The organism is Alistipes muris (assembly GCF_943193205.1).
Lineage (GTDB): Bacteria > Bacteroidota > Bacteroidia > Bacteroidales > Rikenellaceae > Alistipes > Alistipes muris.
Map to the genome: position 1 here is coordinate 102,429 of NZ_CALPDD010000006.1, position 23,929 is coordinate 126,357.

A 23,929-nucleotide genomic window follows, 5' to 3' on the forward strand; every position below is an offset into this window, starting at 1 on the left:
ATCATGAAAAACTTCAGAATCTTATCGTTGTTCGCGGTTCTTCTCTGCGCGGCCTTCGTTTCGTGCAGCGACTGGACCGAGACCGAGAGCGTCGGGACCACCGTTCGCCAGCCTTGGGAGCAGGACCCCGCCCTTTGGGAGGAGTATACCGCTGCTTTGCGGGCCTACAAGCAGTCGGAGCACTTCATCGTCTGCGCCCGTTTGTTCAATTCGCCCGACGTGGCTTTCAGCGAGCAGGATTTCATGCGCTGCCTGCCCGATTCGCTCGATTTCGTCATGCTCGAAAATGCGGCCAATTTCTCCGATTTCGACCGCGAGGACATGCCTGTTATGCGGCAGAAGGGCACCAGGGTCCTCTACCGCGTCGATTGCGCTGCCTTGGGGGCCGATTTGGCCGACGAGGCTAAGTTGGGTGCTTTGCTCGACAGGGCCGTCGCTGTCGTCCGCACGGAGGGTCTCGATGGGTTTTCGTTCACCACCGACCCGTTGGCTCCCGCCGCTTCGGCCGCTATCGTCGCTAAGCTCGCCGGGGCCGTCTCCGAGGGCCAGCTCCTCGTCTTCGAGGGCAATCCCCTTTCGCTCACGGCCGACGACCGCGCCCGCGTCGATTACGTCGTGCTCAACACCGAGCGCACGCAGCACGTCCAGGAGGTCCGCCTCATGGCGCTCAACGCCACCGGATTCGCCGGAATCGAGCCCGGGCGCCTGTTGTTGGCCGCCGACATCAAGGGCCCGCTCTACAACGAGGACCGTGTCGAGTTCTCGGCTGCCGACGAGATGCCGCGCCGTGTCATCGAGTTCGGCCCCCTGGGCGGCGTCTCGATGGTCAACATCGGCCCCGATTACTACAATTCCGACATGAATTTCCGCATGATCCGCCGTGCTATCCAAACGTTGAATCCTGCCAAATAACACATCTTATGAAACCTTTGTTCAGATTCTTTGCGTTCGTTGCCGCCGTCGCTTTCGTCGCGTGCGACAACTTCGACCAGAGCGCCACGAAGTTCGACAACGTCGTCTTCCTCGATGTCTCCAAGACTTCGGAGGTGCAGCCCACTACGTTCAACAACATGACGCCCGTTCTGGAGCGTTCGTTGCAGGCTAATTTGGCGTTTCCCGTCGCGTCCGATACCGAGGTGTCCCTCGCTGTCGACCCGTCGCTCGTCGCTGCTTACAACGCGCGGTTCCGGACCGATTGGCCCATGCTCGACAGCAAGTTCTACGAGCTTTCGGCCGACCGGGTCGTCATTCCCGCCGGCAAGACCGTTTCCGACGTCGTCACGCTGCGGCTCCACGACCTCATGGGCCAGGGCGAGCAGCAGGAGGGTGCCTTGCCCATCAACGAGACCTACCTCTTGCCCGTGCGTATCGCCCGTTCGTCCATGGCCGTGTTGGGTGGTTCGGATGTCGCTTATTACGTCGTCAAGCGTTCGTCGGCCATCACCGTCGCTGCACAGCTCACCGACAATTGGATCGAGTTCCCCTCGCTCGATAAGTATTCGCCCAACAGTATGATTTTCAACGGGCTTACGGCCGTCACTTACGAGGCGTTGGTCTATTTCGACGAGTTCGCCAAGCAGAATCCCCAGGGCGCTCCCGTCAGCATTTCGTCCCTCATGGGCGTCGAGCAGTATCTCCTTCTGCGCGTCGGCGACACCAACTTCGAGCGTCAGCAGTTGCAGTTCGACGGTTCGGGCAGCGGCGCCGGGTTCGGTAAGTTCCCCGGCAGCGACGTCACCAAGAACCTCGAGCCCGGCCGTTGGTACCACATCGCCTGCACCTACGACCAGGCCGCCCGCACCGTGCGCATCTTCGTCGACGGGCAGATTCAGAGCGAGGCCGTCGGCGTCGGTGTCTCGACCCAGAGCGAGGAGAACCGCATCAACCTCGCCATGCGCGCCCTCTACAATCTGTGGGACACGGCTTCCGAGGCCGACAAACCGCAGTACGAGGACAAGAAGTACAATACGTTGGCCGCCGCTTACCAGTTCTTCATCGGGCGTTCCTACGACGATTACCGCCCCCTGAACGGCAAGATCGCCGAAGCGCGCGTGTGGTCCGTGGCCCGTACGCCCGAGCAGATTTGGGAGTGCATGTACGACGTCGAGAACCCCAAGGACGACCCTACGCTCATCGGCTACTGGAAATTCAACGAAAACAAAGGTAACACCATCAAGGATTATTCAAAATACGGCAACGACGGCGTCGCCAAGTACGACATCGTTTGGCCGGCAGGCATCGAAATTCCCGAAATCAACAAGACGGAGGAATAAATTATGAAAACCAATTACATCCAGTCCCTTTTCGCCGCATTCTTGTGCGCGGCGGCGTGCGCGGGCTTCACCGCGTGCGAATCCGATACCATCGAAACTTCGGGCGGCAAGAAGCCCGACCAGGAGGCTTTGCAGAACGTCTACGGCAAGTTGCGCAGTGGTGCCACGGCTGGCAATACGGTCAGCGTCCTGCTCGCCGAGGGCGAGGGTTCGGGCATCAGCACCTTCTATTTCCAGCAGACCAAGCCCGCCGCCGATGCCGTCACGCTCGCCGCCCGTGGCGATGCTTCGCTCGCCGACGCTTACAACGAGGCCGAGGAGACCGAGCGGACCGTGCTTCCCGCCCAGAACTACGAGTTTCCCGACGGGGCGTCGCTCGACCTTTCCAAGGATACGCAGCGTTCCGTCTACAAGCGCATCCGCTTCCTCGCTTCCGGGCTCACCCCCGGTGAATACGTCCTTCCGCTCACCGTCGCCGAGGAGGGTATGCCCGACGACGCCAAAACGCTCTACTATAATATAACGGTCCGTCAGCCCCAGATCGGCGATACCGAACTCCACAAGGGCGACGACCTCTTTTTCGTCTTCTACATCAACACCGACCAATACCAGCCCCTGCTCGTGGACGAATACTTCATGCAAAAAGAAGTGCAAAAAGAGCAATACGGCGGTCAGTCGTGGTATAACCTCATCGGCAACATCATCAACTTGCGGACCGTGCGGCTCGACCGCGAGGCCGAATCGGGCCGCGCCATCCTCAGTCTGGGCGACGACATGACCTATGTGCTCGGACAGGCCGTCAAATACATCCGTCCCTTGCAGGACAAGGGGCGCAAAGTCTGCATCAGCATCGAGGGCGCCGGCTCGGGGCTGGGCTTCTGCAACCTCACCGACGCACAGATCGCCGACTTCACGGCGCAGGTCAAGACCGTTATCGACTCCTACCAGCTCGACGGCATCAACCTTTGGGACCGCAATTCCGGTTACGGCAAGGAGGGGATGCCTGCCATGAATACCACCTCCTATCCCAAACTCATCAAGTCCCTGCGCGAAGCGCTGGGCACCGAAAAACTGCTTACCGTCACGGTTTACGACCGTCCGACGGAAACTTTCCACGACGTGGACGCCTGCGGCGGTATCGCCGTCGGCGATTATATCGACTATGCCTGGTCGGGCTACAATTCCAACAAGGAAGCTCCCCAGCTGCTCGACCCGTGGCACCCCACCGAGACCTATGTTTCGGCCTATACTCAGAAACCGATTGCGAACCTTCCGGCGGAACGGTTCGGCTGCATAAATTTCCCCTTCTACCCGGAAGCGGAATCCGAAGAAGAAGCCATGATGCAAGACCCCGCCGAGGTCTTGTCTGAGTGGGTTGAAACTGAATACAAACCTAATAATATAATGGTGTTCGCCGATTTGCGCACCAATCTTCAAGACGGCTATGAGGGTATTTGGGATGGTGCGTTTAGTACATATTGTGATTGTATGGATATAAACAGTCGCACTTATCAGGGTCGTCGCAACGGTCTTAGCTATAACTTCGACCTGAACCGCGGGCTCGGAAATTATCCCGAAAAAGGCGGATATGGTAAGTGGCTGAAAGACTGGAAGTAACGAATCATTCAAACAAAGAAAGGAGGAAGCCTATGAAAAAATAACGAAGAAAAATTTGCAGAGATGAAATTTTATTGCTAATTTTATCTCAGCAATAGAAAACAAGGTTGATCAGCCTAACAAAAATTCATTATTTTAATTTTTTCACTAACCTTTTTCAACTACTATGAAACGCAATTTATTTTTTGCAGCAACCATGCTGCTCGCAGCGGCCGTATCGTGCCAGAAAGCCGAACCGCTTGCAGAAACCGATGCTGCCAATGCAGCCCTGACGCGTGCTTACGACATGACGCCCAAGATTACTATCTATGTGGAGACCAACGACGTCAACCCGCTCAACGCTGGCGACTACCTCCTTTCCGACGGTACGCCCTATGCCAGCATCGTGGAGCTCTTCGCGTCGAACATCCATGCGGAGACCGTCGGCGGCATCGTGCGTCCGACGCTCTATCTCAACGACAAGATGACCAACCTGCTCGAGAACGGCGGTACGGAGAAGTACATCAAGCCCCTGCAGGACAAGGGTATCAAGGTGCTGCTCACCGTGCTGGGCGACTGGGCCGGTATCGGCCTGGCCAACATGAACGACACGCAGGCCGAGCAGTTCGCCAAGATTCTGGCCTACGCTGTTGAGAAGTACGGGCTGGACGGTATCGGTTTCGACGATGAGTATGCCAACTATTCGACGGCTCTTGTTCGCGGTTCGTTCGGCAACATCATCACCAAACTGCGCGGTCTGATGCCCGCTGACAAGCTCATTACGGTATTCCAGTATGGTAACTGCGGCGCATCGCAAATCGACGCTGCTGCCGGTGCGCTTATCGACTATGTGTATACCAATTTCTCGCCGTATAATACGGGTATCGGTGTTGCCGGTGTGACCAAGACGCATTATGCTCCGATTGCCATTAACTTGGGTTCTTACTATACGACGAGTGCAATTAATAATTATGGCGATAATGCCTATAAGGCAGAACAAAATGGTTACGGTGCTATCATGCACTTCAACCTGCGCACGAAGTCTGACCGTGACCCGCTGAAGTTGTTCAACGCTATCGCCGACGGTGCTTACGGCGAAACCGTAACCTGCGAAAACGGTAACCGTCCGCAGGATTGGACTTTCGTCCCCGGTGGTTTCACTATCTCCATCGACGACGTTCAGTAGTCTGTCCCTCTTTTTTCACGGCCCGGTCTCCCCGGGCCGTTTTTGTTTGTCTTCGCCCCGTCACACCGCCCTCGCGCGTCGTTTCTCGCCGCCGCCCCGTTCCCTGCCCCCCCCCTGCCCCTTTCTGTCATTCTGAGCATCGCGAAGAATCTGTTTTTCCGCCCGCCCGTCGCCCCGCCCTGCTCGTCCTTTTTCCGCCCCTCTCGCCGCTTTTCTTTGTTTTGCCGTTGCTTTCCTCGTCTCATATCCGTTCCGCGTTATTTTGCCCCTTTCTGTGCTTTTTGCCGCATTCTCGCTTGACCCCTTGCCCGTTCACTCCTTGCGCGCCCGCCAACCCGACCCCTCCCCGTCGCACCGTCCAGCCCCTCCTTGTCATTCTGAGGAGGGCCCTGGCCCACCGAAGAACCCCCCCCCTGCGCCGTACCCCCCCCCTGCGTTGTTTCCGCGCCGCACTCCCGCCACACACACCTCGGCCGGCCGCCACCCCCCCCCAGCGGACGCTCGCAGCCCCTGCGTCCTGGCCCCTGCCTGTGACACCCCCCCCCAAAAACGTTTTTTTTGAGGGTATTTCGGCCTTGTTTTTGTCGGAAATTCCTCTTATACTTGTCGTGCCGACCTCTCTACAAAACATATATTTTTACAAATATATATTGTCATACAATAACTATTTGTATGCAAGAAAACATTGCACGCCTTGGAGGGGCTTCTCGCGGGGGTGGAGGGGTGTTTTCGCGCGAGCCCTTTTTCAAGGGTCCGCGAGGGCTCCGAAACGGCTTTTTGTGGGGGTCTTCAGCGCGCCGGAATGGCCGGAATGGCCGGAATGACCGGACGGGTGGGCGAGGACGGGTGGCGGGGCGCAGAAAGGCGAGAGGGCGGAAAACAGATTCTTCGGTGGGCCGGGGTGCAGAAACGGGGAGGGAAACAGATTCTTCGGTGGGCCGGGGCCCTCCTCAGAATGACAGAAAGGGGCTCAGAATGACGGGGAGGAGGGCTCAAAATGACAGAGAGGGGCGGGGATGGCAGGAGAGCAGAACGGCATGCGGCCAGGTGGCAGGAGGTAAAAATAACGTGAGGGAGAAGCACGCAAAGGCTGGAAGCCGCTCGGAGAGACGAAGACAGCCCGGGGTAAGACCCGGGCTGCACATACGCAAAACCGCCTTGGGCGGCTATCTGCTGCCGACGATTTCTTCCAACTCGTCGACGGTGACGGGGATTCGGCGGTCGCCGATGAACCGGCATCCGCCGTTGGTGACGAGCAGGTCGTCCTCGATGCGGACGCCGCCGAAATTACGGAGGCTTTCGAGCATGTCGTAATCGACGATGCCCCGGTAGAGCCGTTCGGTGCGGCACTTGTCGATGAGCGCGGGGATGAAGTAGAGCCCGGGCTCGTCGGTCATGACGCTGCCGGGACGGAGCTTCCAGGCGGCGCGATAGATACACGTACCCGATGCGGCGGCACGCCCGGCGATGGAGGCGAAGTCGAACGACCGCTCGCCCATGGCCTCGCAGTCGTGGACGTCGAGCCCGAGCCCGTGGCCGAGCCCGTGGGGCATGAAGAGGGTCATGGCGCCCGCGGCGACGGCGTCTTCGGCCGAACCCTTGAGCAGACCGATGCCCGCGAGCCCCTCGGCGAGCTTGAGGTAGGCGGCGCGGTGGATGTCGGAATACATCATCCCGGCGTGGACGATGGCGGCGACGTGGTCGTGGGCTTCGAGGACGATCTGATAGATTTCGCGCTGGATGGGCGTGAAACGCCCGCTGACGGGGTAAGTGCGCGTGTGGTCCGAACAATAATTGTCGAGCCCCTCGCCGCCCGCGTCGCAGAGGAGCAGGCGCCCGGCTTCCAACACGCCGTCGGACCGGAGGTTGTGGAGCGTCTCGCCGTGCTGCGAGACGATGGAGGGGAACGACACGCCGAGCCCGGCCGACTTGGCGACGCCCTCGATGGCACCCGCTATCTGCCGCTCGACGACGCCCGGACGGCACATCCGCATGGCGAGGGTGTGCATGTCGTAACCGATGCGGAAAGCACGCTCGAGGGCCTCGATTTCCTCGGGGCTCTTGACCTCGCGCATCTCGGCGACGGCGAACATGAGGTCGACGGACTTGTAATCGTGGAGCAACGCGGGGGCGATGCCGAGCAAGCCGGAGAGCTGCAACCGGGTTTCGCCGCGGTAAGGGGGCAGGAAGTGGATGCGCCGACCGAGGGCGACAGCCTTGCGGAGGCGCTGTTCGAGCTCGGCGAGGGGATAGGTATGGGCGACCCCGACCTGGGCGCCCAACTCGCTGAGCGACGGCTGCGGCCCGGTCCAGATGATGTCGTCGACGGTGAAGTCGTCGCCGAAGAGCATGTCGTCGCCCGAATCGGTGTCGAGGAGCCCGACCAACGCGGGAGCGTTCAACCCGAAGAAGTAGAGGAACGACGAATCCTGCCGGAAATAATAAGCGTTGTTGGGATAATTGTTGGGCGAGGGGAGGTTGCCCGGCAGGAGGACGAGCCCCCCGCCGATGCGGGCGCGCAGCTCGGCGCGCCGTGCGGAATAGGTCTGAGCGGAAAACATGGCTGAGAACGTTAGATGACGATGTTGATGATTTTGCCGGGGACGACGATGACCTTTTTGGGCGCCTTGCCGTCGAGCCACTTCTGAGCTTCGGGGAGCGTGACGACGTCGGCCTGGATGTCGGCGGGCGCGGCGGAGGCGGGGTACTCCTTCTTGAAACGGAGCTTGCCGTTGATGGAAACGGGGTACTCGAAAGCGCTCAACGCGAGGTATTTCTCGTCGAACTCGGGGCAGGCGGCGTCGCAGACCGACCCGCTGTGGCCGAGGACCTCCCACAACTCCTCGGCGATGTGCGGCGCGAACGGCGCGAGCAGGACGACGAGGGGTTCGAGGACGGCGCGCTTGGAACAGTCGCCCAACTCGTTGAGACAAATCATGAAAGCGGCGACGGAGGTGTTGAACGAGAAATTCTCGATGTCGTCGGTGACTTTCTTGATGGTCTTGTGGAGCGTGCGGAGCTCCTTGTCGGTGGCGGGCTCGTCGGAGAGCAGCAGACGGCCGTCGCGGTCGAAGAAGAGCCGCCAGAACCGCCGCAGGAACTTGTGGACGCCGTCGATGCCGTTGGTGTCCCACGGCTTGGACTGCTCCAGGGGCCCGAGGAACATTTCGTACATGCGCAACGTGTCGGCGCCGTAGTTGTCGACGATGTAATCGGGATTGACGACGTTGTACATCGACTTGGACATCTTCTCGACGGCCCACCCGCAGACGTACTTGCCGTCCTCGAGGATGAACTCGGCGTCGCGGAAGTCGGGCATCCAGCGGCGGAACGCTTCGGTGTCGAGGATGTCGTTCTTGACGATGTTGACGTCGACGTGGATTTCCTGCGTGTCGTACTGGTCTTTGAGCCCGAGCGAGACGAACTTGTTGGTCCCGACGACGCGATAGACGAAGTTGGAGCGGCCCTGGATCATGCCCTGGTTGACGAGCTTGCGGAACGGCTCCTCCTCGCATACGCGGCCGAGGTCGTAGAGGAACATGTTCCAGAAACGCGAATACATCAGGTGGCCCGTGGCGTGCTCGATGCCGCCGACGTAGAGGTCGACCGAACGCCAGTAATCGTTGGCTTCGCGGCCCACGAGCGCGCTGTCGTTGTGCGGGTCCATGTAACGCAGGTAGTAGGCCGACGACCCGGCGAATCCGGGCATGGTAGAGAGCTCGTAGGGGCAGCCCTCGGGGGTGCACCAGCCCTTGACGCGCGCCAGCGGCGGCTCGCCCTCGGCCGTGGGGCCGAAGTTCTCGATGGGGGGCAGCTCCAACGGGAGTTTGTCGGCGGCGAGGGGATAGGCCACATCGTCCTTGTAATAGACGGGAAACGGCTCGCCCCAGTAACGCTGGCGCGAGAAGATGGCGTCGCGCAGGCGGTAATTGACCAGCCGCTTGCCCAGGCCGCGGCGCTCGACCTCGTCGAACATCAGAGGAATGGCCTCCTTGACATCCTTGCCGTTGAGGAAATCGGAGTTGATCATCCGGCCCTCCTTGGCGTCGTAGGATTCCTTTTCGAGGTCGCCGCCCTCGACCACCGGCACGATGTCGAGCCCGAAGTGGCGGGCGAAAGCGTAGTCGCGCGAATCGTGGGCCGGGACGGCCATGATGGCCCCCGTGCCGTAACCGGCGAGCACGTAATCGGAAATATAGATGGGAATGGCCTTGCCGGTGAACGGATTGACGGCGAAGGAACCCGTCGCCACGCCGCTGACGCGTCGCGTTTCGGCGATGCGCTCGCGCTCGGACCGCTTCTTGGCCTGGGCGATGTACTCCTCGACGGCGGCGCGGTTCTCGGGCGTGGTGAGCTCGCCGACCCACTCGTGCTCGGGAGCGATGACCATGAACGTGACGCCGAAGATGGTGTCGGGGCGCGTGGTGAAGATTTCGAGCTTGCGGTCCGAACCCTCGATGTCGAAGAAGACCTGCGCGCCGACCGAACGGCCGATCCAGTTACGCTGGATTTCCTTGAGCGAATCGCTCCAGGCGAGCTTGTCGAGACCGTCGAGCATACGCTGGGCGTAGGCCGTGACGCGGAGCAGCCACTGCTTCATGCGCTTCTGCTCGACGGGGAAGCCGCCGCGGACCGAAAGCCCGTCGCGCACCTCGTCGTTGGCGAGCACGGTGCCCAGCTGCGGACACCAGTTGACCATCGTGTCGGCGCGGTAGGCGAGCCGATAGTTCTGCAAAACCTGCTCTTTCTCGGCTTCGCTCTTGGCGTTCCACTCGTCGGCCGTGAAGCGCATCTCGACGGTGCAGGCGGCGTTGAGCCCCTCGTTGCCGTATTTGGAAAAGGCTTCGACGAGCTCTGCGATGGGCCGTGCCTGCTGTGTGTCGTTGCAGTAGTAGTGGCTGTACATTTCGAGGAACGCCCACTGCGTCCACTTGTAGTAGGCCGGGTCGCAGGTGCGCACCTCGCGGTCCCAGTCGAACGAAAAACCGATTTTGTCGAGCTGCTCGCGGTAGCGGGCGATGTTGCGCTCGGTCGTGACGGCGGGGTGCTGCCCGGTCTGGATGGCGTACTGCTCGGCGGGCAGGCCGAATGCGTCGTAACCCATGGGGTGCAGCACGTTGAATCCCTTGAGCCGCTTGTAGCGCGAATAGATGTCCGAGGCGATGTAGCCCAGCGGATGGCCGACGTGGAGCCCGGCCCCCGAGGGGTAGGGGAACATGTCGAGGACGTAGAACTTGGGACGCGCGGGGTCGGCGGCGACGCGGTAGGTGCCGCGCTCTTTCCAGCGCTGCTGCCATTTGGCTTCGATCTGTCTGAAATCGTATTCCATTGTATCGGTAGGATTATATTATGCTCAATGTCCGACAAAAATACGGAAAACTTTCGGAATAAGAGCAATCCGGGCCATATTTCGCGATTTGGGGTTCTTCGGCGGGGCGCGAATCCGGAGGGCTTCTGCGGGTGTGGCCATGCGCAGAACGGCAGAGGATGTTCGTTGGGTTCAATCGTTTTGTTTTCAATCAATTGCATGTTTTATAATAATCCGAGATTATTCTTTTGTAAATTCTATAAATAAAAAGAATAACAAAAATCGCGAAAAGCCCGGAAATCGGCGCAAAAAGATGCGCCTATATATTGTATTTCAAAAAAAATGCGTACCTTTGCAGTCCATTTTGGACAATGGAAATAGAGTTTAACCACTTAAAGGACAGTTTAAGAAATGCCAACTATTCAACAGTTAGTGAGAAACGGCCGTCTGGCGCTGGAGGACAAATCGAAGTCTCCCGCACTGGCCGCGTGTCCCCAGCGTCGCGGCGTGTGCACCCGTGTGTACACCACGACCCCCAAGAAGCCTAACTCGGCTATGCGCAAGGTGGCACGTGTGCGTCTGACCAACGGCAAGGAAGTCAACGCCTACATCCCGGGCGAAGGCCACAACCTCCAGGAGCACTCGATCGTGCTGGTACGCGGCGGTCGTGTGAAGGACCTCCCCGGTGTGCGCTATCACCTGGTGCGCGGTGCACTCGACTCGGCCGGTGTGGACGGTCGCCGTCAGCGCCGCTCGAAGTACGGAGCCAAACGGCCCAAGGCCGCGGCGAAATAAACCCGCGGACGGAGCAACAACTCAACCTTAGGTTTCCGGAGGGCGCGGCCCGAAGACGGAACCGACACAAGAAAACACAACATTTCAAATAGCAATGAGAAAAGCTAAGCCAAAAAAGCGAATTCTACTTCCGGATCCGAAGTTCGGCGACGTGGCAGTGACCCGTTTCGTGAACAACCTTATGCTGGATGGTAAGAAGAGTATTGCCTACACCATTTTTTACGATGCCCTGGAGCTCGTAGGCAAGAAGATGAAGGATGCTGATAAATCTCCGCTGGAAATCTGGAAACAGGCTCTGGAGAACATCACGCCCCAAGTCGAAGTGAAATCGAAGCGTATCGGTGGCGCGACGTTCCAGGTTCCCATGGAGGTTCGTCCGGAGCGCAAGATTTCTATTTCCATGAAAAACCTTGTCCTCTTTTCCCGCAAGCGCGCCGGCAAGACGATGGCAGAGAAGCTTTCCGCCGAAATAGCGGATGCCTACAACCAGCAGGGTGCCGCCTTCAAACGCAAGGAGGAGATGCACCGCATGGCCGAGGCCAACAAGGCGTTCGCACATTTCAGATTCTAAAAAGGAGACCCGAAGATGGCAACCAGAGATTTACACTATACGCGTAATATCGGCATCATGGCCCACATCGACGCCGGTAAGACCACGACATCGGAGCGTATCCTTTTCTACACGGGCAAGACCCACAAAATCGGGGAGGTGCACGAGGGCGGCGCTACCATGGACTGGATGGTCCAGGAGCAGGAGCGCGGTATCACCATCACCTCGGCCGCTACGACTGCATTCTGGCAGTACAAGGACAAGCAGTATCAGATCAACCTGATCGACACCCCGGGTCACGTGGACTTCACCGTCGAGGTGGAGCGTTCGCTGCGTGTGCTGGACGGTGCCGTGGCTACGTTCTGCGCCGTCGGCGGTGTGGAGCCCCAGTCGGAGACCGTATGGCGCCAAGCCGACAAGTACAACGTGCCCCGTATCGGCTACGTCAACAAGATGGACCGCACGGGTGCCGACTTCCTTGCCGTCTGCTCGCAGATCAAGGAGCACTTCGGTGCTACGGCTCTGCCCGTCGTGCTGCCTATCGGTGCTGAAGACAAGTTCGAGGGTCTGGTAGACCTTATATATAATAACGCGATCTACTACTACGACGACAAGACCGTCCGTGACAACTTCGAGCTCAAGGAGATTCCCGATTCGATGAAGGCCGAGGCTGCCGAATGGCGTGCCAAGCTCATCGAAGAGGTCGCTTCGACGGACGATGCGCTGATGGAGAAGTTCTTCGAGGACCCCGATTCGATCACGCCGGAGGAGCTGCTGGTGGCTATCCGCAAGGCGACGATTTCGATGCAGATCGTTCCGATGCTCTGCGGCTCGTCGTTCCACAACAAGGGTGTGCAGAAGCTGCTCGACTATGTAATCGCATTCCTTCCCTCGCCGATGGACGTGCCCGCAGTGACGGGTATGAACCCCAAGACCGAGGCCGAGGAGGTCCGCAACGCTACGGAGGACGACCCGTTCTGCGGTCTGGCTTTCAAGATTGCCACCGACCCCTTCGTAGGCCGTCTGGCTTTCGTGCGTGTTTACTCGGGTAAGCTCGATGCCGGTTCCTACGTACTGAACGCACGCAGCGGCAAGCGCGAGCGCATCAGCCGTATCTACCAGATGCACGCCAACAAGCAGAACCCGCTGGAGACCGTAGGTGCCGGCGACATCTGCGCAGCCGTAGGTTTCAAGGAAATCCGCACGGGCGACACGCTCTGCGCCGAGAACGCACCTATCGTACTGGAGCAGATGACCTTCCCCGAACCGGTTATCGGTCTGGCCGTAGAACCCAAGACGCAGAAGGACCTCGACAAGCTGGGCATTGCGCTGGCGAAGCTGGCGGAGGAAGACCCCACCTTCACGGTACATACCGACGAGGATTCGGGTCAGACCGTCATCAGCGGTATGGGCGAGCTTCACCTCGACATCATCGTCGATCGTCTGCGCCGCGAATTCGGTGTCGAAATCAACCAGGGCGCTCCGCAGGTGAACTACAAGGAAGCCCTCACGCAGACCGTACAGCACCGCGAAGTCTTCAAGAAGCAGACCGGCGGCCGCGGTAAGTTTGCCGACATCATCTTCGAGATCGGTCCTGCCGAAGACGGCAAGATGGGCCTTACGTTCGTAGACGAAGTCAAGGGCGGTAACATTCCCAAGGAATTCATCCCCTCGGTACAGAAGGGCTTCGAGTCGGCCATGGCCAACGGTGCTCTTGCCGGCTATCAGATGGACTCGATGAAGGTTACCCTCAAGGACGGTTCGTTCCACCCGGTCGACTCCGACCAGCTGTCGTTCGAGATTGCAGCCCGCAACGGTTACCGTGCGGCCGCTCCCAAGGCCGGCTCGGTCATCATGGAACCCATCATGAACGTGGAAGTCGTTACCCCCGAGGAGAACATGGGCGACATCATCGGCGACCTGAACAAGCGCCGCGGCCAGATTACGGGCATGGAATCGAAAGGTACCGCCCGTGTGGTCAAGGCCAAGGTTCCCCTGTCGGAGATGTTCGGCTACGTGACCGTGCTGCGTACGATTTCGTCGGGCCGCGCCACCTCGTCGATGGAGTTCTCGCACTTCGAGGAAGTACCTGCCAACCTGGCCAAGGAGATCATCGAGAAAGCGAGCGGTAAACGTAAGGATATAGAATAAGCAAACGATATGAATCAGAAAATCAGAATCAAGTTAAAGTCTTTCGATCACAATCTGGTCGACAAATCGGCCGAGAAGATTGTGAAGACTGTCAAGAGCACGGGCGCCGTTGTCAGCGGCCCGGTGCCTCTGCCCACGCACAAGCAGATTTTCACGGTCAACCGCTCGACTTTCGTCAACAAGAAAGCCCGCGAGCAGTTCCAGCTCTGCACCTTCAAGCGTATTCTGGACATCTATTCGTCGACGCCCAAGACCATCGACGCACTGATGAAACTGGAATTGCCCTCGGGTGTCGAGGTCGAAATCAAGGTCTGATGCTTCCCCGGCAGCACTCCGCCGGACGCCGCAGCCGACCCCCGCGGGGCGGACGGCCGAAGACGGAGCGCGCCGTACCGACAGAGAAAAAAGGATCACTTTATTTATAACAAACAATTCGACAACAAATGTCAGGACTTATTGGAAAGAAAATCGGAATGACTTCCGTTTACAGTGCCGAGGGTAAGAACATACCATGCACTGTCATCGAGGCTGGTCCCTGTGTTGTTACGCAAATCAAAACCGTGGAGAAGGATTCCTACGAAGCGGTGCAGATTGCCTATGACGAGAAAAGTGAAAAGCACACCAGCAGCAGTTTGTTAGGTCACTTCAAGAAAGCCGGCACGACCCCGAAACGCAAATTGGCGGAGTTCAAGGGCATGCCCGAAGTGAATCTCGGCGACACGCTCACCGTGGACCTCTTCTCGGAGGAGGACTGGGTAGACGTGACCGGGATATCGAAAGGTAAAGGTTTTCAGGGCGTTGTGAAGCGTCACGGCTTCGGCGGCGTCGGCGGGCAGACCCACGGTCAGCACAACCGTCAGCGCAAACCCGGTTCGCTGGGCGCCTCGTCGTATCCTTCGCGCGTCTTCAAGGGCAAGCGTCTGCCCGGCCGCATGGGCGGCGAGCAGGTCAAGGTTCTGAACCTGCGTGTATTGAAAGTTATTCCCGAGAGCAACCTCATCCTCGTGAAGGGGTCGATTCCGGGTGCCAAAGGTGCTTATTTAACAATTGAGAAGTAGTCATGGAATTAGCTGTTTTGAACACACAAGGAAAGGAAACGGGTCGTAAGGTAACCCTTTCGGACGCTGTTTTCGGCGTGGAGGCTAATGACCACGCTATTTATCTCGACGTGAAGCAGTACCTGGCCGATCAGCGTCAGGGTACGCACAAGGCCAAGCAGCGCAACGAGGTTGCAGGTTCGACCCGCAAGCTCAAGCGTCAGAAAGGTACTGGCGGCGCCCGTGCGGGCAGCATCAAGTCACCGCTGTTCCCGGGTGGCGGCCGTATCTTCGGGCCCGTGCCCCGCGATTACAGCTTCAAGCTCAACAAGAAGCTCAAGCAGCTGGCACGTCGCAGCGCACTGACCTACAAGGCACAGGCAAACGCCATCTGCGTATTGGAGGCCGTGAAACTGGATGCCCCCAAGACCAAGACGGTGGTAGCCATCGCCGATGCGCTCAAAGTTTCGGACAAGAAAGTGCTGCTGGTACTGCCCGAAGGCAACGCCAACTTGCAGCTCTCGTGCCGCAACATTCCCTACGTACAGCCTGTGCTGGCTCAGAACGTCTGCACCTACGACGTGATGAACGCTTCGGCCATAGTGCTGGTGGAGGGCGCCGAGAACGTACTCAACACGATGTTAGCTTAAAAAACGCAAGTGACCATGGAAATTATTATTAAGCCGGTTCTGACCGAGAAAATGACGATTCAGGGCGAAAAGTTGAATCGCTACGGTTTTATCGTTGACGTGCGGGCTAACAAACTGCAGATTCGCAATGCCGTAGAACAGATGTACAACGTCGTTGTGACCGACGTGAACACCGTCAACTACATGGGTAAACTCAAGAGCCGCTACACCAAGGCGGGTCTTCTGGAGGGTCGCACCAACAACTACAAGAAAGCGATCGTTACTCTGAAAGACGGAGACAAGATAGATTTTTACAGTAATATCTAACGAAGATGGCAGTAAGAAAATTTAAGCCTGTTACCGCAGGTACGAGACATAAGATTATCGGCACGTTCGACGAGATCACCAAGTCGACGCCGGAGAAGTCGCTGCTGAGCCCCAAGAAGAGCACGGGCGGTCGCAACAATACGGGTAAGATGACGGTCCGCTACATCGGCGGCGGTCACAAGCAGATGTACCGTAATGTCGACTTCAAGCGTGCCAAGGACGGCATCGCCGCTACTGTGAAATCTATCGAGTACGACCCCAATCGTACTGCACGCATTGCACTGCTGGTATATGCCGATGGCGAGAAGAGCTACATCATCGCTCCCAACGGTCTCCAGGTGGGTCAGACCGTCATGAGCGGCGCAGGCGTCGCTCCCGAAGTGGGCAACACGCTTTTCCTGAGCGAAATCCCCCTCGGTACGGTCGTCCACAATATCGAACTCTACCCGGGTCAGGGTGCCGCCATGGCGCGCTCCGCTGGCTCGTATGCTCAGCTGCTGGCACGCGAGGGCAAATTTGCCATCATCAAGCTGCCTTCGGGTGAGACTCGTATGGTACTCGTAACTTGCCGCGCAACGGTGGGTGTGGTGTCGAACGTCGACCACAACCTCGAAAGCTCCGGCAAGGCAGGTCGTGAACGCTGGCTCGGCCGCCGTCCGCGCAACCGCGGTGTCGTGATGAACCCGGTGGATCACCCGATGGGTGGTGGCGAAGGCCGTGCGTCGGGTGGTCATCCCCGTTCGCGCAAGGGTCTGCTGGCTAAGGGTTACAAGACGCGCAACCCGAAGAAGACGACCTCAAAGTTTATTATTTCCAAGAAGAAAAAATAATTAAATAAGAGTACATAATGAGTCGTTCATTAAAGAAAGGGCCGTTCATCGACCCTAAACTCGAAGCGAAAATCGTCGCACTGACCGAGGGCAACAAGAAAGCCGTGGTCAAGACGTGGTCGCGTGCAAGCATGATCTCGCCCGATTTCGTGGGCCAGACCGTCGCCGTGCACAACGGTAACAAGTTCATTCCGGTATACGTAACCGAGAACATGGTAGGACACAAGCTCGGCGAGTTTGCTCCCACGCGCAACTTCCGCGGTCATGCCGGTAACAAGAAAAAATAGGTAGAAAATGGGTGCAAGAAAAGCAATAAGAGCCGAGAAACTGCAGGCTGAGAAAAAGCAGAAGGCAATCGCCATCATGCGCGACTGCCCGACTTCTCCCCGTAAGATGCGCCTTGTGGCCGACATCATCCGCGGCGTGGAGATCAACAAGGCGTTGGGCATCCTCCGTTATTCCAAGAAGGAAGCCTCGATCCGCATGGAGAAACTCCTCAAGTCGGCCATCGCCAACTGGGAAGCCAAGAACGAGGGCGAGCGTCTGGAAGATGTCAAGCTCTGCGTCAAGGAAGTGTTCGTAGACTGCGGCCGTATGCTGAAGCGTATTCAGCCGGCGCCCCAGGGTCGTGCACACCGCATTCGCAAGCGCTCGAACCACGTGACGATCGTAGTGGACAAAATGGTAACCGTAGAAAACAAGTAAGCAGATGGGACAGAAAGTTAATCCGATAGCAAATCGTCTTGGTATCATCCGCGGTTGGGATTCCAACTGGTTCGGTGGCAAGGACTTCTCCGACAAGCTGGTCGAGGACGCCAAGATTCGCAAGTATCTGAACGTCCGTCTGGCCAAGGCGAGCATCTCGAAAATCATCATCGAACGCACGCTGAAACTTGTTACGGTGACCATTTCGACCGCCCGTCCGGGTATCATCATCGGCAAGGGCGGCCAGGAGGTCGACAAGCTCAAGGAAGAGCTCAAGAAGCTCACCGGCAAGGAAATCCAGATCAACATCTTCGAGGTGAAGCGTCCCGAGGTCGACGCCGTCATCGTGGGTCAGAACATCGCCCGTCAGCTGGAGGGCCGTGTTTCGTTCCGCCGTGCCGTGAAGACCGCCGTGGCTTCGACCATGCGCATGGGTGCCGAGGGTATCAAGATTCAGGTTGCCGGCCGTGTGGGCGGTGCCGAAATGGCCCGCACCGAGACCATCAAGGAAGGCCGCATTCCGCTGCATACGTTCCGTGCCGACATCGACTACTGCCTGACCGAGGCGCTGACCAAGGTAGGTATTCTGGGTGTCAAGGTATGGATTTGCCAGGGTACGGTCTACGGCAAGCGCGACATTTTCGAGATCTCGGGCGCATCGGCCCAGCCGGCGTCGGGCGACCGCGGTGAACGCCGTGGCGGACGCGGCGGCGACCGCCGGGGCGGTGACCGTCGCGGAGGACGCCGGGGCGGCGACCGTCGCAACAACCAATAAGTAAGTAGGACCTTTTAAAGCAAGACAAACATGTTACAGCCGAAAAAGACCAAGTTTAGAAGAATGCAGAAAGGCCGTATGAAGGGTTTGGCTCAGAGAGGCAACCAGCTTGCATACGGATCGTTCGCAATCAAGGCACTTGAATCGACCTGGATCACGGGTCGTCAGATAGAAGCGGCCCGTCAGGCCATCACCCGCTACATGAAGCGTGAAGGCCAGCTCTGGATCCGCATCTTCCCCGACAAACCCATCACGAAGAAGCCCGCCGAGGTACGTATGGGTAAGGGTAAGGGTAATCCCGAAGGTTTCGTGGCGCCTGTTACGCCGGGCCGCATCCTCTTCGAGGCCGAGGGCGTGCCCCTGGCAGTGGCGCAGGAAGCGCTGCGTCTGGGCGCACAGAAACTGCCCATCACCACCAAGTTCATTGTACGACGCGACTACGTCGAAACCACCATTTAAGGGAACATTAAGATGAAAAGTGCAGAAATCAGGGAAATCCCGGTCAAGGACCTCCAGGAGCGCATCGAAGCCGAGAAGGCTCAGCTGGCGAAGCTGAAGGTACAGCACGCGGTGTCCCCCGTCGAAAACCCGTCGATCATCAAGAAGAACCGCAGAGACATAGCTCGCATGCTGACAATTCTGCGTCAAAAAAACGCCAAATAAGGAATGACCATGGAAAGAAATCTTAGAAAAGAGCGTATCGGGGTAGTTGTCAGCAACAAGATGGAGAAAACCATTGTGGTTGCGGTAGCACGCAAGGTGAAGCATCCCATCTACGGCAAGTTCGTCAACAAGACGACCAAGTTCGTTGCCGAATCGCTCGACGAGACTTGCAAGGAGGGCGATACCGTGCGTATCATGGAAACCCGCCCGCTGAGCAAGACGAAGCGTTGGAGATTAGTACAAATCATTGAAAGAGCCAAGTAGTTATGATACAGCAGGAAAGTAGACTCGTAGTAGCTGACAACAGCGGTGCGAAGGAGGTCCTTTGCATCCGGGTGCTCGGCGGTACGAAGCGTCGCTATGCTTCGATCGGCGACAAGATCGTGGTTGCCGTGAAGAGCGCTTCGCCCTCGGGCGACGTCAAGAAAGGCGCCGTTTCAAAGGCGGTCGTCGTGCGTACGACCAAGGAAATCCGCCGCGCCAACGGTTCGTACATTCGTTTCGACGATAACGCCGTGGTGCTGCTCAACAACCAGGGTGAAATGCGCGGTACTCGTATATTCGGCCCCGTAGCCCGTGAGCTGCGCGACCAGTATATGAAGATTATCTCCCTCGCACCCGAAGTATTGTAATCATAAAAACGATTTCGGATATGTCAGTCAAATTACATATTAAGAAAGGGGACACGGTCTACGTGAATGCCGGCGACAGCAAGGGCCAGCAGGGCAAGGTCCTGAAGGTCGATGTCGAGAAGCAGCGTGCCATCGTCGAGGGGGTGAACCTTTGCAAGAAGGCCACCAAACCCAATGCGAAGAATCCCCAGGGAGGTATCGTCGAGCAGGAGGCTCCGATCCATATCTCCAACTTGCAGGTCATCGACCCCAAGAGCGGCAAGCCTACCCGCATCGGTCGCAAGCTCGATGGCAAAGGTAAATTAGTTCGTTACGCTAAAAAGTCCGGGGAGGAGATCAAATAATGGCATACGTACCTACACTCAAGACACAGTATAAGGAGCAGATCATGCCTGTCCTTATGAAGGAGTTCGGTTACTCCAGCATCATGCAGTGCCCGAAGCTCACCAAGATCGTCATCAACCAAGGTATGGGACAGGCCGTCGCTGACAAGAAGCTCATCGACGTCGCCGAAGCCGAGTTGTCGCAGATTACGGGTCAGAAAGCCGTGCAGACGCGTTCGCGCAAGGACATCTCGAACTTCAAGCTGCGTAAGGGCATGCCCATCGGCGTGCGTGTTACGCTGCGCGATGCCAAGATGTACGAGTTCCTGGAGCGTCTGATTGCCGTGGCTCTGCCGCGTATCCGCGACTTCAAGGGTATCAACGAGAAGTTCGACGGCCAGGGTAACTACACCCTCGGTATCACCGAGCAGATTATCTTCCCGGAAATCGACATCGACAAGATTACCAAGATTTTCGGTATGGAGATCACTTTCGTGACCACGGCCAAGACCGACGAGGAGGCTTACGCTCTGCTTCGTGAATTCGGCCTGCCTTTCAAAAATGCTAAAAAGAACTAAGCCATGGCAAAAGAATCAATGAAAGCGCGCGAGGTGAAGCGTCAGAAGCTCGCCAACCGCTATGCTCATAAGCGCGAAGAGATTGCAGCCAAGCTGAAAAGCGGTGAAATCGACCACGAGGAGGCTTGGATCGCCTTGTCGAAGTTGCCGCGCAACGCGAATCCCATTCGCCAGCACAACCGCTGCAAGATCACGGGTCGTCCCAAGGGCTACATTCGCCTGTTCGGCATCAGCCGTATCCAGTTCCGCGAAATGGCCTCCAAGGGGTTGATTCCGGGCGTTACGAAAGCCAGCTGGTAGTTGACCGCTTTTCGGGCCGCAAGGCTCGGAGAGGGGAAGAATCGGGGCGGAGGACCGAAAGCCGCCTGCCCCGGATTCTATGAATCATAAGGTCGTTGCATCCGGAAGGTGCATAGCCTGTGGCCGACGGCGGGGGAGCGATTGCCCGGCGTCAGCCGAAGGAACGACGGCCGATACGGGTGCCAGGCCCGTGTAGAGAAGTTGCAATGTCGGGGAAAGTGCCGCCGCAAGCGGTAACTTCCCGACGGCGGAACTCCTTGAGGGGACCGGGCATTTGTTACGGAATTCTTGCGCAGCCAAGGGTTCGGAACGAAAGAGAGAAGCAGGGCCGGAAAGGCCTGTGTGGCTCTTTTGTGACGGACCGAACAGGCTGAAAGCGGGAGCCGTACGGAAACATGTTGGCAACGAAAGGGTATGCTGACATGCTCCGTTTTCTGAAACGACCGACAAAACGCTTAGAAAACAAGGCGATAAGTTGGCCGTTTGAGAAATAATCCGTATATTTGCGCGCTTTGTATTCTGCGCGAAAGCCCGCGCATGTGTGCGGGAGGGCGGAAGGCGAAGCGCATGAACCCAGATCGAACGCGGACGAGGACCCAGTTCCGAACTCCGAAGACGATACGAAAAACACTCAATAACAAACTTTTAATTTTAACTTCTATTCGTTATGACTGATCCTATTGCGGACTTTCTGACCAGAATTAGAAATGCAGTGAAAGCCAACCACAAGGTGGTTGAAGCTCCTGGTTCCAAAATTAAGCAGGAAATCACGAAGATCCTCTACGAGCAGGGCTACATCCTCGCTTACAAGTTCGACACCGACGAAAAGGGTCACCCCACCATCAAGATTGCTCTGAAGTGGGATGCCGCGACCAAGACGAACGCCATCAAGAACCTCAAGCGCATCAGCCGTCCGGGTCTTCGCCGCTACGCTTCGGTAGCCGACATGCCCCGTGTGCTGAACGGCCTGGGCATCGCCATCGTTTCGACCTCCAAGGGTATCATGACCGACGCCAAGGCGCGTCAGGAAAATGTCGGCGGCGAAGTGCTGTGCTACATCTACTAATCGGAAAACACTAAACACAACCACAATGTCAAGAATTGGTAAATTACCTGTAAACCTGCCCGCCGGCGTGACCGTGGAAGTCGCTGCCGACAATACGGTAAGCGTGAAAGGGCCACTCGGGACGCTGAGTCAGAAAGTCGACTCGGACATCAAGGTAGAGGTCGGCACGCACAAGGACATCCGCACGGAGCAAGAACATCCTGCCGTGCTGGTTTCGCGCCCGACCAACCAGCCGCGTCATCGCTCGCTGCACGGTCTCTACCGCGCACTGATCAACAACATGGTCATCGGCGTATCGAAAGGTTACGAGATTCAGCAGGAGCTGGTCGGCGTCGGCTTCAAGGCCGAAGTCAAGGGCCAGATTCTCGAAATGAGCCTCGGCTATTCGCACGACACGCACTTCATGCTGCCCAAGGAGGTGACCGCTACGGCTGTGACCGAGAAGAAGGGCAACCCCATCGTTACGCTCAAGTCCATCGACAAGCAGTTGGTCGGCCAGGTAGCCGCCAAGTTGCGCTCGCTGCGCAAGCCGGAGCCGTACAAGGGCAAGGGTATCAAGTTCGTAGGCGAACAGCTGCGCCGCAAGGCCGGCAAATCGGCAGGTGCCAAATAGTAAATAGTCTGAAGTTATGTCACTGAACAAGATAGAAAGAAGAGAGAGGATCAAGATGCGTATCCGCAAGATTGTCAGCGGAACGCCCGCACAGCCTCGCATGACTGTATTCCGCAGCAACAAGCAGATTTACGTACAGTTTATCGACGACCTCGCAGGTGTGACCCTCGCCACGGCTTCCTCGCTGGACAAGGAGGTGGCCGAAGCCGTCGCCGGCAAGAACAAGTGCGAAGTAGCCGCTCTGGTCGGCAAGCTGGCTGCCGAACGTGCCGCAGCCAAGGGCATCACGACCGTGGCTTTCGACCGCAACGGCTACCTGTATCACGGAAGAGTTAAACAGCTGGCCGAAGCAGCACGCGAAGGCGGACTTAAATTCTAAGCGTTATGTCAAATACCAACATAAAGAAAGTACGCACGAGCGACCTTGAGCTCAAGGACCGGCTCGTAAGCATTCAGCGTGTGACCAAGGTGACCAAGGGCGGTCGTACGTTCAGCTTCTCGGCCATCGTGGTCGTAGGCAACGAGGACGGTGTCGTAGGTTACGGTCTGGGCAAGGCTTCGGAAGTGCAGGCCGCCATCGCCAAAGGCGTGGAGGATGCCAAGAAGAACCTGGTGAAGATTCCCGTTATCAAGGGTACGATTCCCCACAAGCAGGAGTATCGTTACGGCGGTTCGCAGGTCATGATTCGTCCTGCCGCTCCCGGTACCGGTATCATCGCCGGCGGTGCCATGCGTGCCGTGCTCGAATCGCTGGGTATCAAGAACGTGCTTGCCAAGAGCAAGGGTTCGTCGAACCCCCACAACTTGGTGAAGGCGACCATCGGTGCACTGTGCGAACTGCGCGACGCCTACAGCGTGGCCCGTCTGCGCGGCATCTCGATGGACAAGGTGTTTAACGGTTAATCTCCGGACAAATGGCAAAGTTGAAAATCACTCAGATAAAGAGCCGCATCGGCGCCACGGAGCGTCAGTGCCGGAACCTCGACGCGCTGGGTCTTAAGAAGATCAACGCAAGCGTCGAGCACGAGGATTCGGCTATCATCAAGGGCATGATCGAGCGTGTGAAGCACTTGGTCAAGGTCGAGACGGTAGCATAAGTTTAACCACAAGAAGATCATTTTAGGATGGAACTCAATAATCTCAAACCCGCAAAGGGTTCTACGCACCACGACAAACGTGTCGGCCGCGGTGCAGGTTCGGGCCACGGCGGTTATGCGACCCGTGGTAACAAGGGTGCGCAGTCGCGCTCGGGCTACTCGCGCAAGCTGGGATTCGAGGGCGGTCAGATGCCGCTCCAGCGCCGTCTTCCGAAGTTCGGTTTCACGAACCTGAAGCGTGTGGAATTCAAGCCCATCAACCTTTCGACGCTCGAAGAGCTGGCTGGCAAGAAGTCGCTCACGGAGATTACCGTCGAGACGCTCGTCGCCGCAGGTTTCATTTCGTCGAACGACAAGGTGAAGATTCTCGGCAACGGCCAGCTGACCAAGAAGCTGACGGTCAAGGCGCACGCTTTCTCGAAGAGCGCCGCCGAGGCGATTGCAGCGGCAGGCGGCAGCGCCGAAAAACTGTAAGGAATCTTAGAATCCCACAAT

At 57.8% G+C, this 23,929-nt stretch carries 30 protein-coding genes; 28 read left to right on the forward strand and 2 right to left on the reverse strand.

The features are described 5' to 3' along the window. The first annotated feature begins 3 nt into the window (after window positions 1-3). The 4 genes from NFR47_RS04870 to NFR47_RS04885 all read left to right on the forward strand — a co-directional run bounded on the left by NFR47_RS04870 (window position 4) and on the right by NFR47_RS04885 (window position 5,055). Entirely contained in the window at window positions 4-912 is a 909-nt protein-coding gene (locus NFR47_RS04870) for a glycoside hydrolase family 18 (protein ID WP_251214461.1), read from the forward strand. Window positions 913-920: 8 nt separating this feature from the next. Beyond that, complete coding sequence (locus NFR47_RS04875; RefSeq protein WP_251214462.1) at window positions 921-2,273, forward strand: DUF1735 and LamG domain-containing protein; 1,353 nt, start codon at window positions 921-923, stop codon at window positions 2,271-2,273. A gap of 3 nt (window positions 2,274-2,276) precedes the next feature. After that, window positions 2,277-3,890, forward strand: coding sequence for a BT_3987 domain-containing protein (locus tag NFR47_RS04880; protein WP_251214463.1), 1,614 nt, complete (start codon window positions 2,277-2,279; stop codon window positions 3,888-3,890). 166 nt (window positions 3,891-4,056) lie between these two features. Further along, window positions 4,057-5,055 carry a glycoside hydrolase family 18 protein gene (locus NFR47_RS04885; RefSeq protein ID WP_251214464.1) on the forward strand — a complete coding sequence of 333 codons (999 nt, stop codon included), beginning with the start codon at window positions 4,057-4,059 and terminating at the stop codon, window positions 5,053-5,055. Window positions 5,056-6,221: 1,166 nt separating this feature from the next. On the opposite strand, the gene NFR47_RS04890 is transcribed toward NFR47_RS04885, so the two are convergent. Next, complete coding sequence (locus NFR47_RS04890; RefSeq protein ID WP_251214465.1) at window positions 6,222-7,616, reverse strand: aminopeptidase P family protein; 1,395 nt, start codon at window positions 7,614-7,616, stop codon at window positions 6,222-6,224. A gap of 11 nt (window positions 7,617-7,627) precedes the next feature. Further along, complete coding sequence (gene leuS, locus NFR47_RS04895; protein ID WP_251214466.1) at window positions 7,628-10,384, reverse strand: leucine--tRNA ligase; 2,757 nt, start codon at window positions 10,382-10,384, stop codon at window positions 7,628-7,630. Window positions 10,385-10,774: 390 nt separating this feature from the next. Here leuS and rpsL point away from each other — a divergent pair, with 390 nt between their 5' ends. The 24 genes from rpsL (at window position 10,775) to rplO (ending at window position 23,908) form a co-directional block, all read left to right on the forward strand. Next, window positions 10,775-11,158 carry a 30S ribosomal protein S12 gene (rpsL, locus tag NFR47_RS04900; protein ID WP_251214467.1) on the forward strand — a complete coding sequence of 128 codons (384 nt, stop codon included), beginning with the start codon at window positions 10,775-10,777 and terminating at the stop codon, window positions 11,156-11,158. A gap of 94 nt (window positions 11,159-11,252) precedes the next feature. Further along, window positions 11,253-11,729 (forward strand): 30S ribosomal protein S7, encoded by a 477-nt coding sequence (gene rpsG, locus NFR47_RS04905; protein WP_251214468.1) that lies wholly within the window; start codon window positions 11,253-11,255, stop codon window positions 11,727-11,729. 15 nt (window positions 11,730-11,744) lie between these two features. Further along, window positions 11,745-13,859: an elongation factor G gene (gene fusA / locus NFR47_RS04910; protein ID WP_251214469.1), complete on the forward strand. Its 2,115-nt coding sequence runs from the start codon at window positions 11,745-11,747 to the stop codon at window positions 13,857-13,859. 9 nt (window positions 13,860-13,868) lie between these two features. Beyond that, entirely contained in the window at window positions 13,869-14,174 is a 306-nt protein-coding gene (rpsJ, locus tag NFR47_RS04915; protein ID WP_004329464.1) for a 30S ribosomal protein S10, read from the forward strand. A 128-nt stretch (window positions 14,175-14,302) separates the two neighbouring features. Further along, window positions 14,303-14,917, forward strand: coding sequence for a 50S ribosomal protein L3 (gene rplC / locus NFR47_RS04920; RefSeq protein WP_251214470.1), 615 nt, complete (start codon window positions 14,303-14,305; stop codon window positions 14,915-14,917). A gap of 2 nt (window positions 14,918-14,919) precedes the next feature. Further along, complete coding sequence (rplD, locus tag NFR47_RS04925; RefSeq protein WP_251214471.1) at window positions 14,920-15,546, forward strand: 50S ribosomal protein L4; 627 nt, start codon at window positions 14,920-14,922, stop codon at window positions 15,544-15,546. Window positions 15,547-15,561: 15 nt separating this feature from the next. After that, window positions 15,562-15,852, forward strand: a complete 291-nt coding sequence (rplW, locus tag NFR47_RS04930; RefSeq protein WP_251214472.1) for a 50S ribosomal protein L23 — start codon at window positions 15,562-15,564, stop codon at window positions 15,850-15,852. Window positions 15,853-15,857: 5 nt separating this feature from the next. Continuing rightward, on the forward strand, window positions 15,858-16,682 hold the full coding sequence (gene rplB / locus NFR47_RS04935) for a 50S ribosomal protein L2 (protein WP_251214473.1): 825 nt from the start codon (window positions 15,858-15,860) through the stop codon (window positions 16,680-16,682). A gap of 17 nt (window positions 16,683-16,699) precedes the next feature. Then, window positions 16,700-16,969: a 30S ribosomal protein S19 gene (gene rpsS, locus NFR47_RS04940; RefSeq protein WP_251214474.1), complete on the forward strand. Its 270-nt coding sequence runs from the start codon at window positions 16,700-16,702 to the stop codon at window positions 16,967-16,969. A gap of 7 nt (window positions 16,970-16,976) precedes the next feature. After that, window positions 16,977-17,387, forward strand: a complete 411-nt coding sequence (rplV, locus tag NFR47_RS04945) for a 50S ribosomal protein L22 (RefSeq protein WP_251214475.1) — start codon at window positions 16,977-16,979, stop codon at window positions 17,385-17,387. A gap of 4 nt (window positions 17,388-17,391) precedes the next feature. Further along, a complete protein-coding gene (rpsC, locus tag NFR47_RS04950) occupies window positions 17,392-18,162 on the forward strand; it encodes a 30S ribosomal protein S3 (RefSeq protein WP_251214476.1) in 771 nt (256 codons plus the stop codon). 30 nt (window positions 18,163-18,192) lie between these two features. After that, entirely contained in the window at window positions 18,193-18,621 is a 429-nt protein-coding gene (gene rplP, locus NFR47_RS04955) for a 50S ribosomal protein L16 (RefSeq protein WP_087263390.1), read from the forward strand. A gap of 12 nt (window positions 18,622-18,633) precedes the next feature. Next, a complete protein-coding gene (rpmC, locus tag NFR47_RS04960) occupies window positions 18,634-18,825 on the forward strand; it encodes a 50S ribosomal protein L29 (protein WP_251214477.1) in 192 nt (63 codons plus the stop codon). A gap of 9 nt (window positions 18,826-18,834) precedes the next feature. Continuing rightward, window positions 18,835-19,089: a 30S ribosomal protein S17 gene (rpsQ, locus tag NFR47_RS04965; protein WP_009597655.1), complete on the forward strand. Its 255-nt coding sequence runs from the start codon at window positions 18,835-18,837 to the stop codon at window positions 19,087-19,089. 2 nt (window positions 19,090-19,091) lie between these two features. Then, a complete protein-coding gene (gene rplN, locus NFR47_RS04970; RefSeq protein WP_087311260.1) occupies window positions 19,092-19,457 on the forward strand; it encodes a 50S ribosomal protein L14 in 366 nt (121 codons plus the stop codon). 20 nt (window positions 19,458-19,477) lie between these two features. Next, on the forward strand, window positions 19,478-19,801 hold the full coding sequence (gene rplX / locus NFR47_RS04975; protein ID WP_251214478.1) for a 50S ribosomal protein L24: 324 nt from the start codon (window positions 19,478-19,480) through the stop codon (window positions 19,799-19,801). Continuing rightward, window positions 19,801-20,358: a 50S ribosomal protein L5 gene (rplE, locus tag NFR47_RS04980; RefSeq protein WP_251214479.1), complete on the forward strand. Its 558-nt coding sequence runs from the start codon at window positions 19,801-19,803 to the stop codon at window positions 20,356-20,358. Before rplX ends, rplE begins: the two co-directional genes overlap by 1 nt. A 3-nt stretch (window positions 20,359-20,361) precedes the next feature. Beyond that, window positions 20,362-20,658, forward strand: a complete 297-nt coding sequence (gene rpsN, locus NFR47_RS04985) for a 30S ribosomal protein S14 (RefSeq protein WP_251214480.1) — start codon at window positions 20,362-20,364, stop codon at window positions 20,656-20,658. Between the two features lie 667 nt (window positions 20,659-21,325). Next, window positions 21,326-21,724 (forward strand): 30S ribosomal protein S8, encoded by a 399-nt coding sequence (gene rpsH, locus NFR47_RS04990; RefSeq protein WP_251214481.1) that lies wholly within the window; start codon window positions 21,326-21,328, stop codon window positions 21,722-21,724. A 25-nt stretch (window positions 21,725-21,749) separates the two neighbouring features. Next, entirely contained in the window at window positions 21,750-22,337 is a 588-nt protein-coding gene (rplF, locus tag NFR47_RS04995) for a 50S ribosomal protein L6 (RefSeq protein WP_251214482.1), read from the forward strand. A gap of 16 nt (window positions 22,338-22,353) precedes the next feature. Continuing rightward, on the forward strand, window positions 22,354-22,716 hold the full coding sequence (rplR, locus tag NFR47_RS05000) for a 50S ribosomal protein L18 (RefSeq protein ID WP_251214483.1): 363 nt from the start codon (window positions 22,354-22,356) through the stop codon (window positions 22,714-22,716). 5 nt (window positions 22,717-22,721) lie between these two features. After that, complete coding sequence (gene rpsE / locus NFR47_RS05005) at window positions 22,722-23,240, forward strand: 30S ribosomal protein S5 (RefSeq protein ID WP_251214484.1); 519 nt, start codon at window positions 22,722-22,724, stop codon at window positions 23,238-23,240. Window positions 23,241-23,251: 11 nt separating this feature from the next. Then, on the forward strand, window positions 23,252-23,434 hold the full coding sequence (gene rpmD, locus NFR47_RS05010) for a 50S ribosomal protein L30 (RefSeq protein WP_251214485.1): 183 nt from the start codon (window positions 23,252-23,254) through the stop codon (window positions 23,432-23,434). A gap of 27 nt (window positions 23,435-23,461) precedes the next feature. After that, on the forward strand, window positions 23,462-23,908 hold the full coding sequence (rplO, locus tag NFR47_RS05015; RefSeq protein ID WP_251214486.1) for a 50S ribosomal protein L15: 447 nt from the start codon (window positions 23,462-23,464) through the stop codon (window positions 23,906-23,908). Window positions 23,909-23,929: the final 21 nt, after the last annotated feature.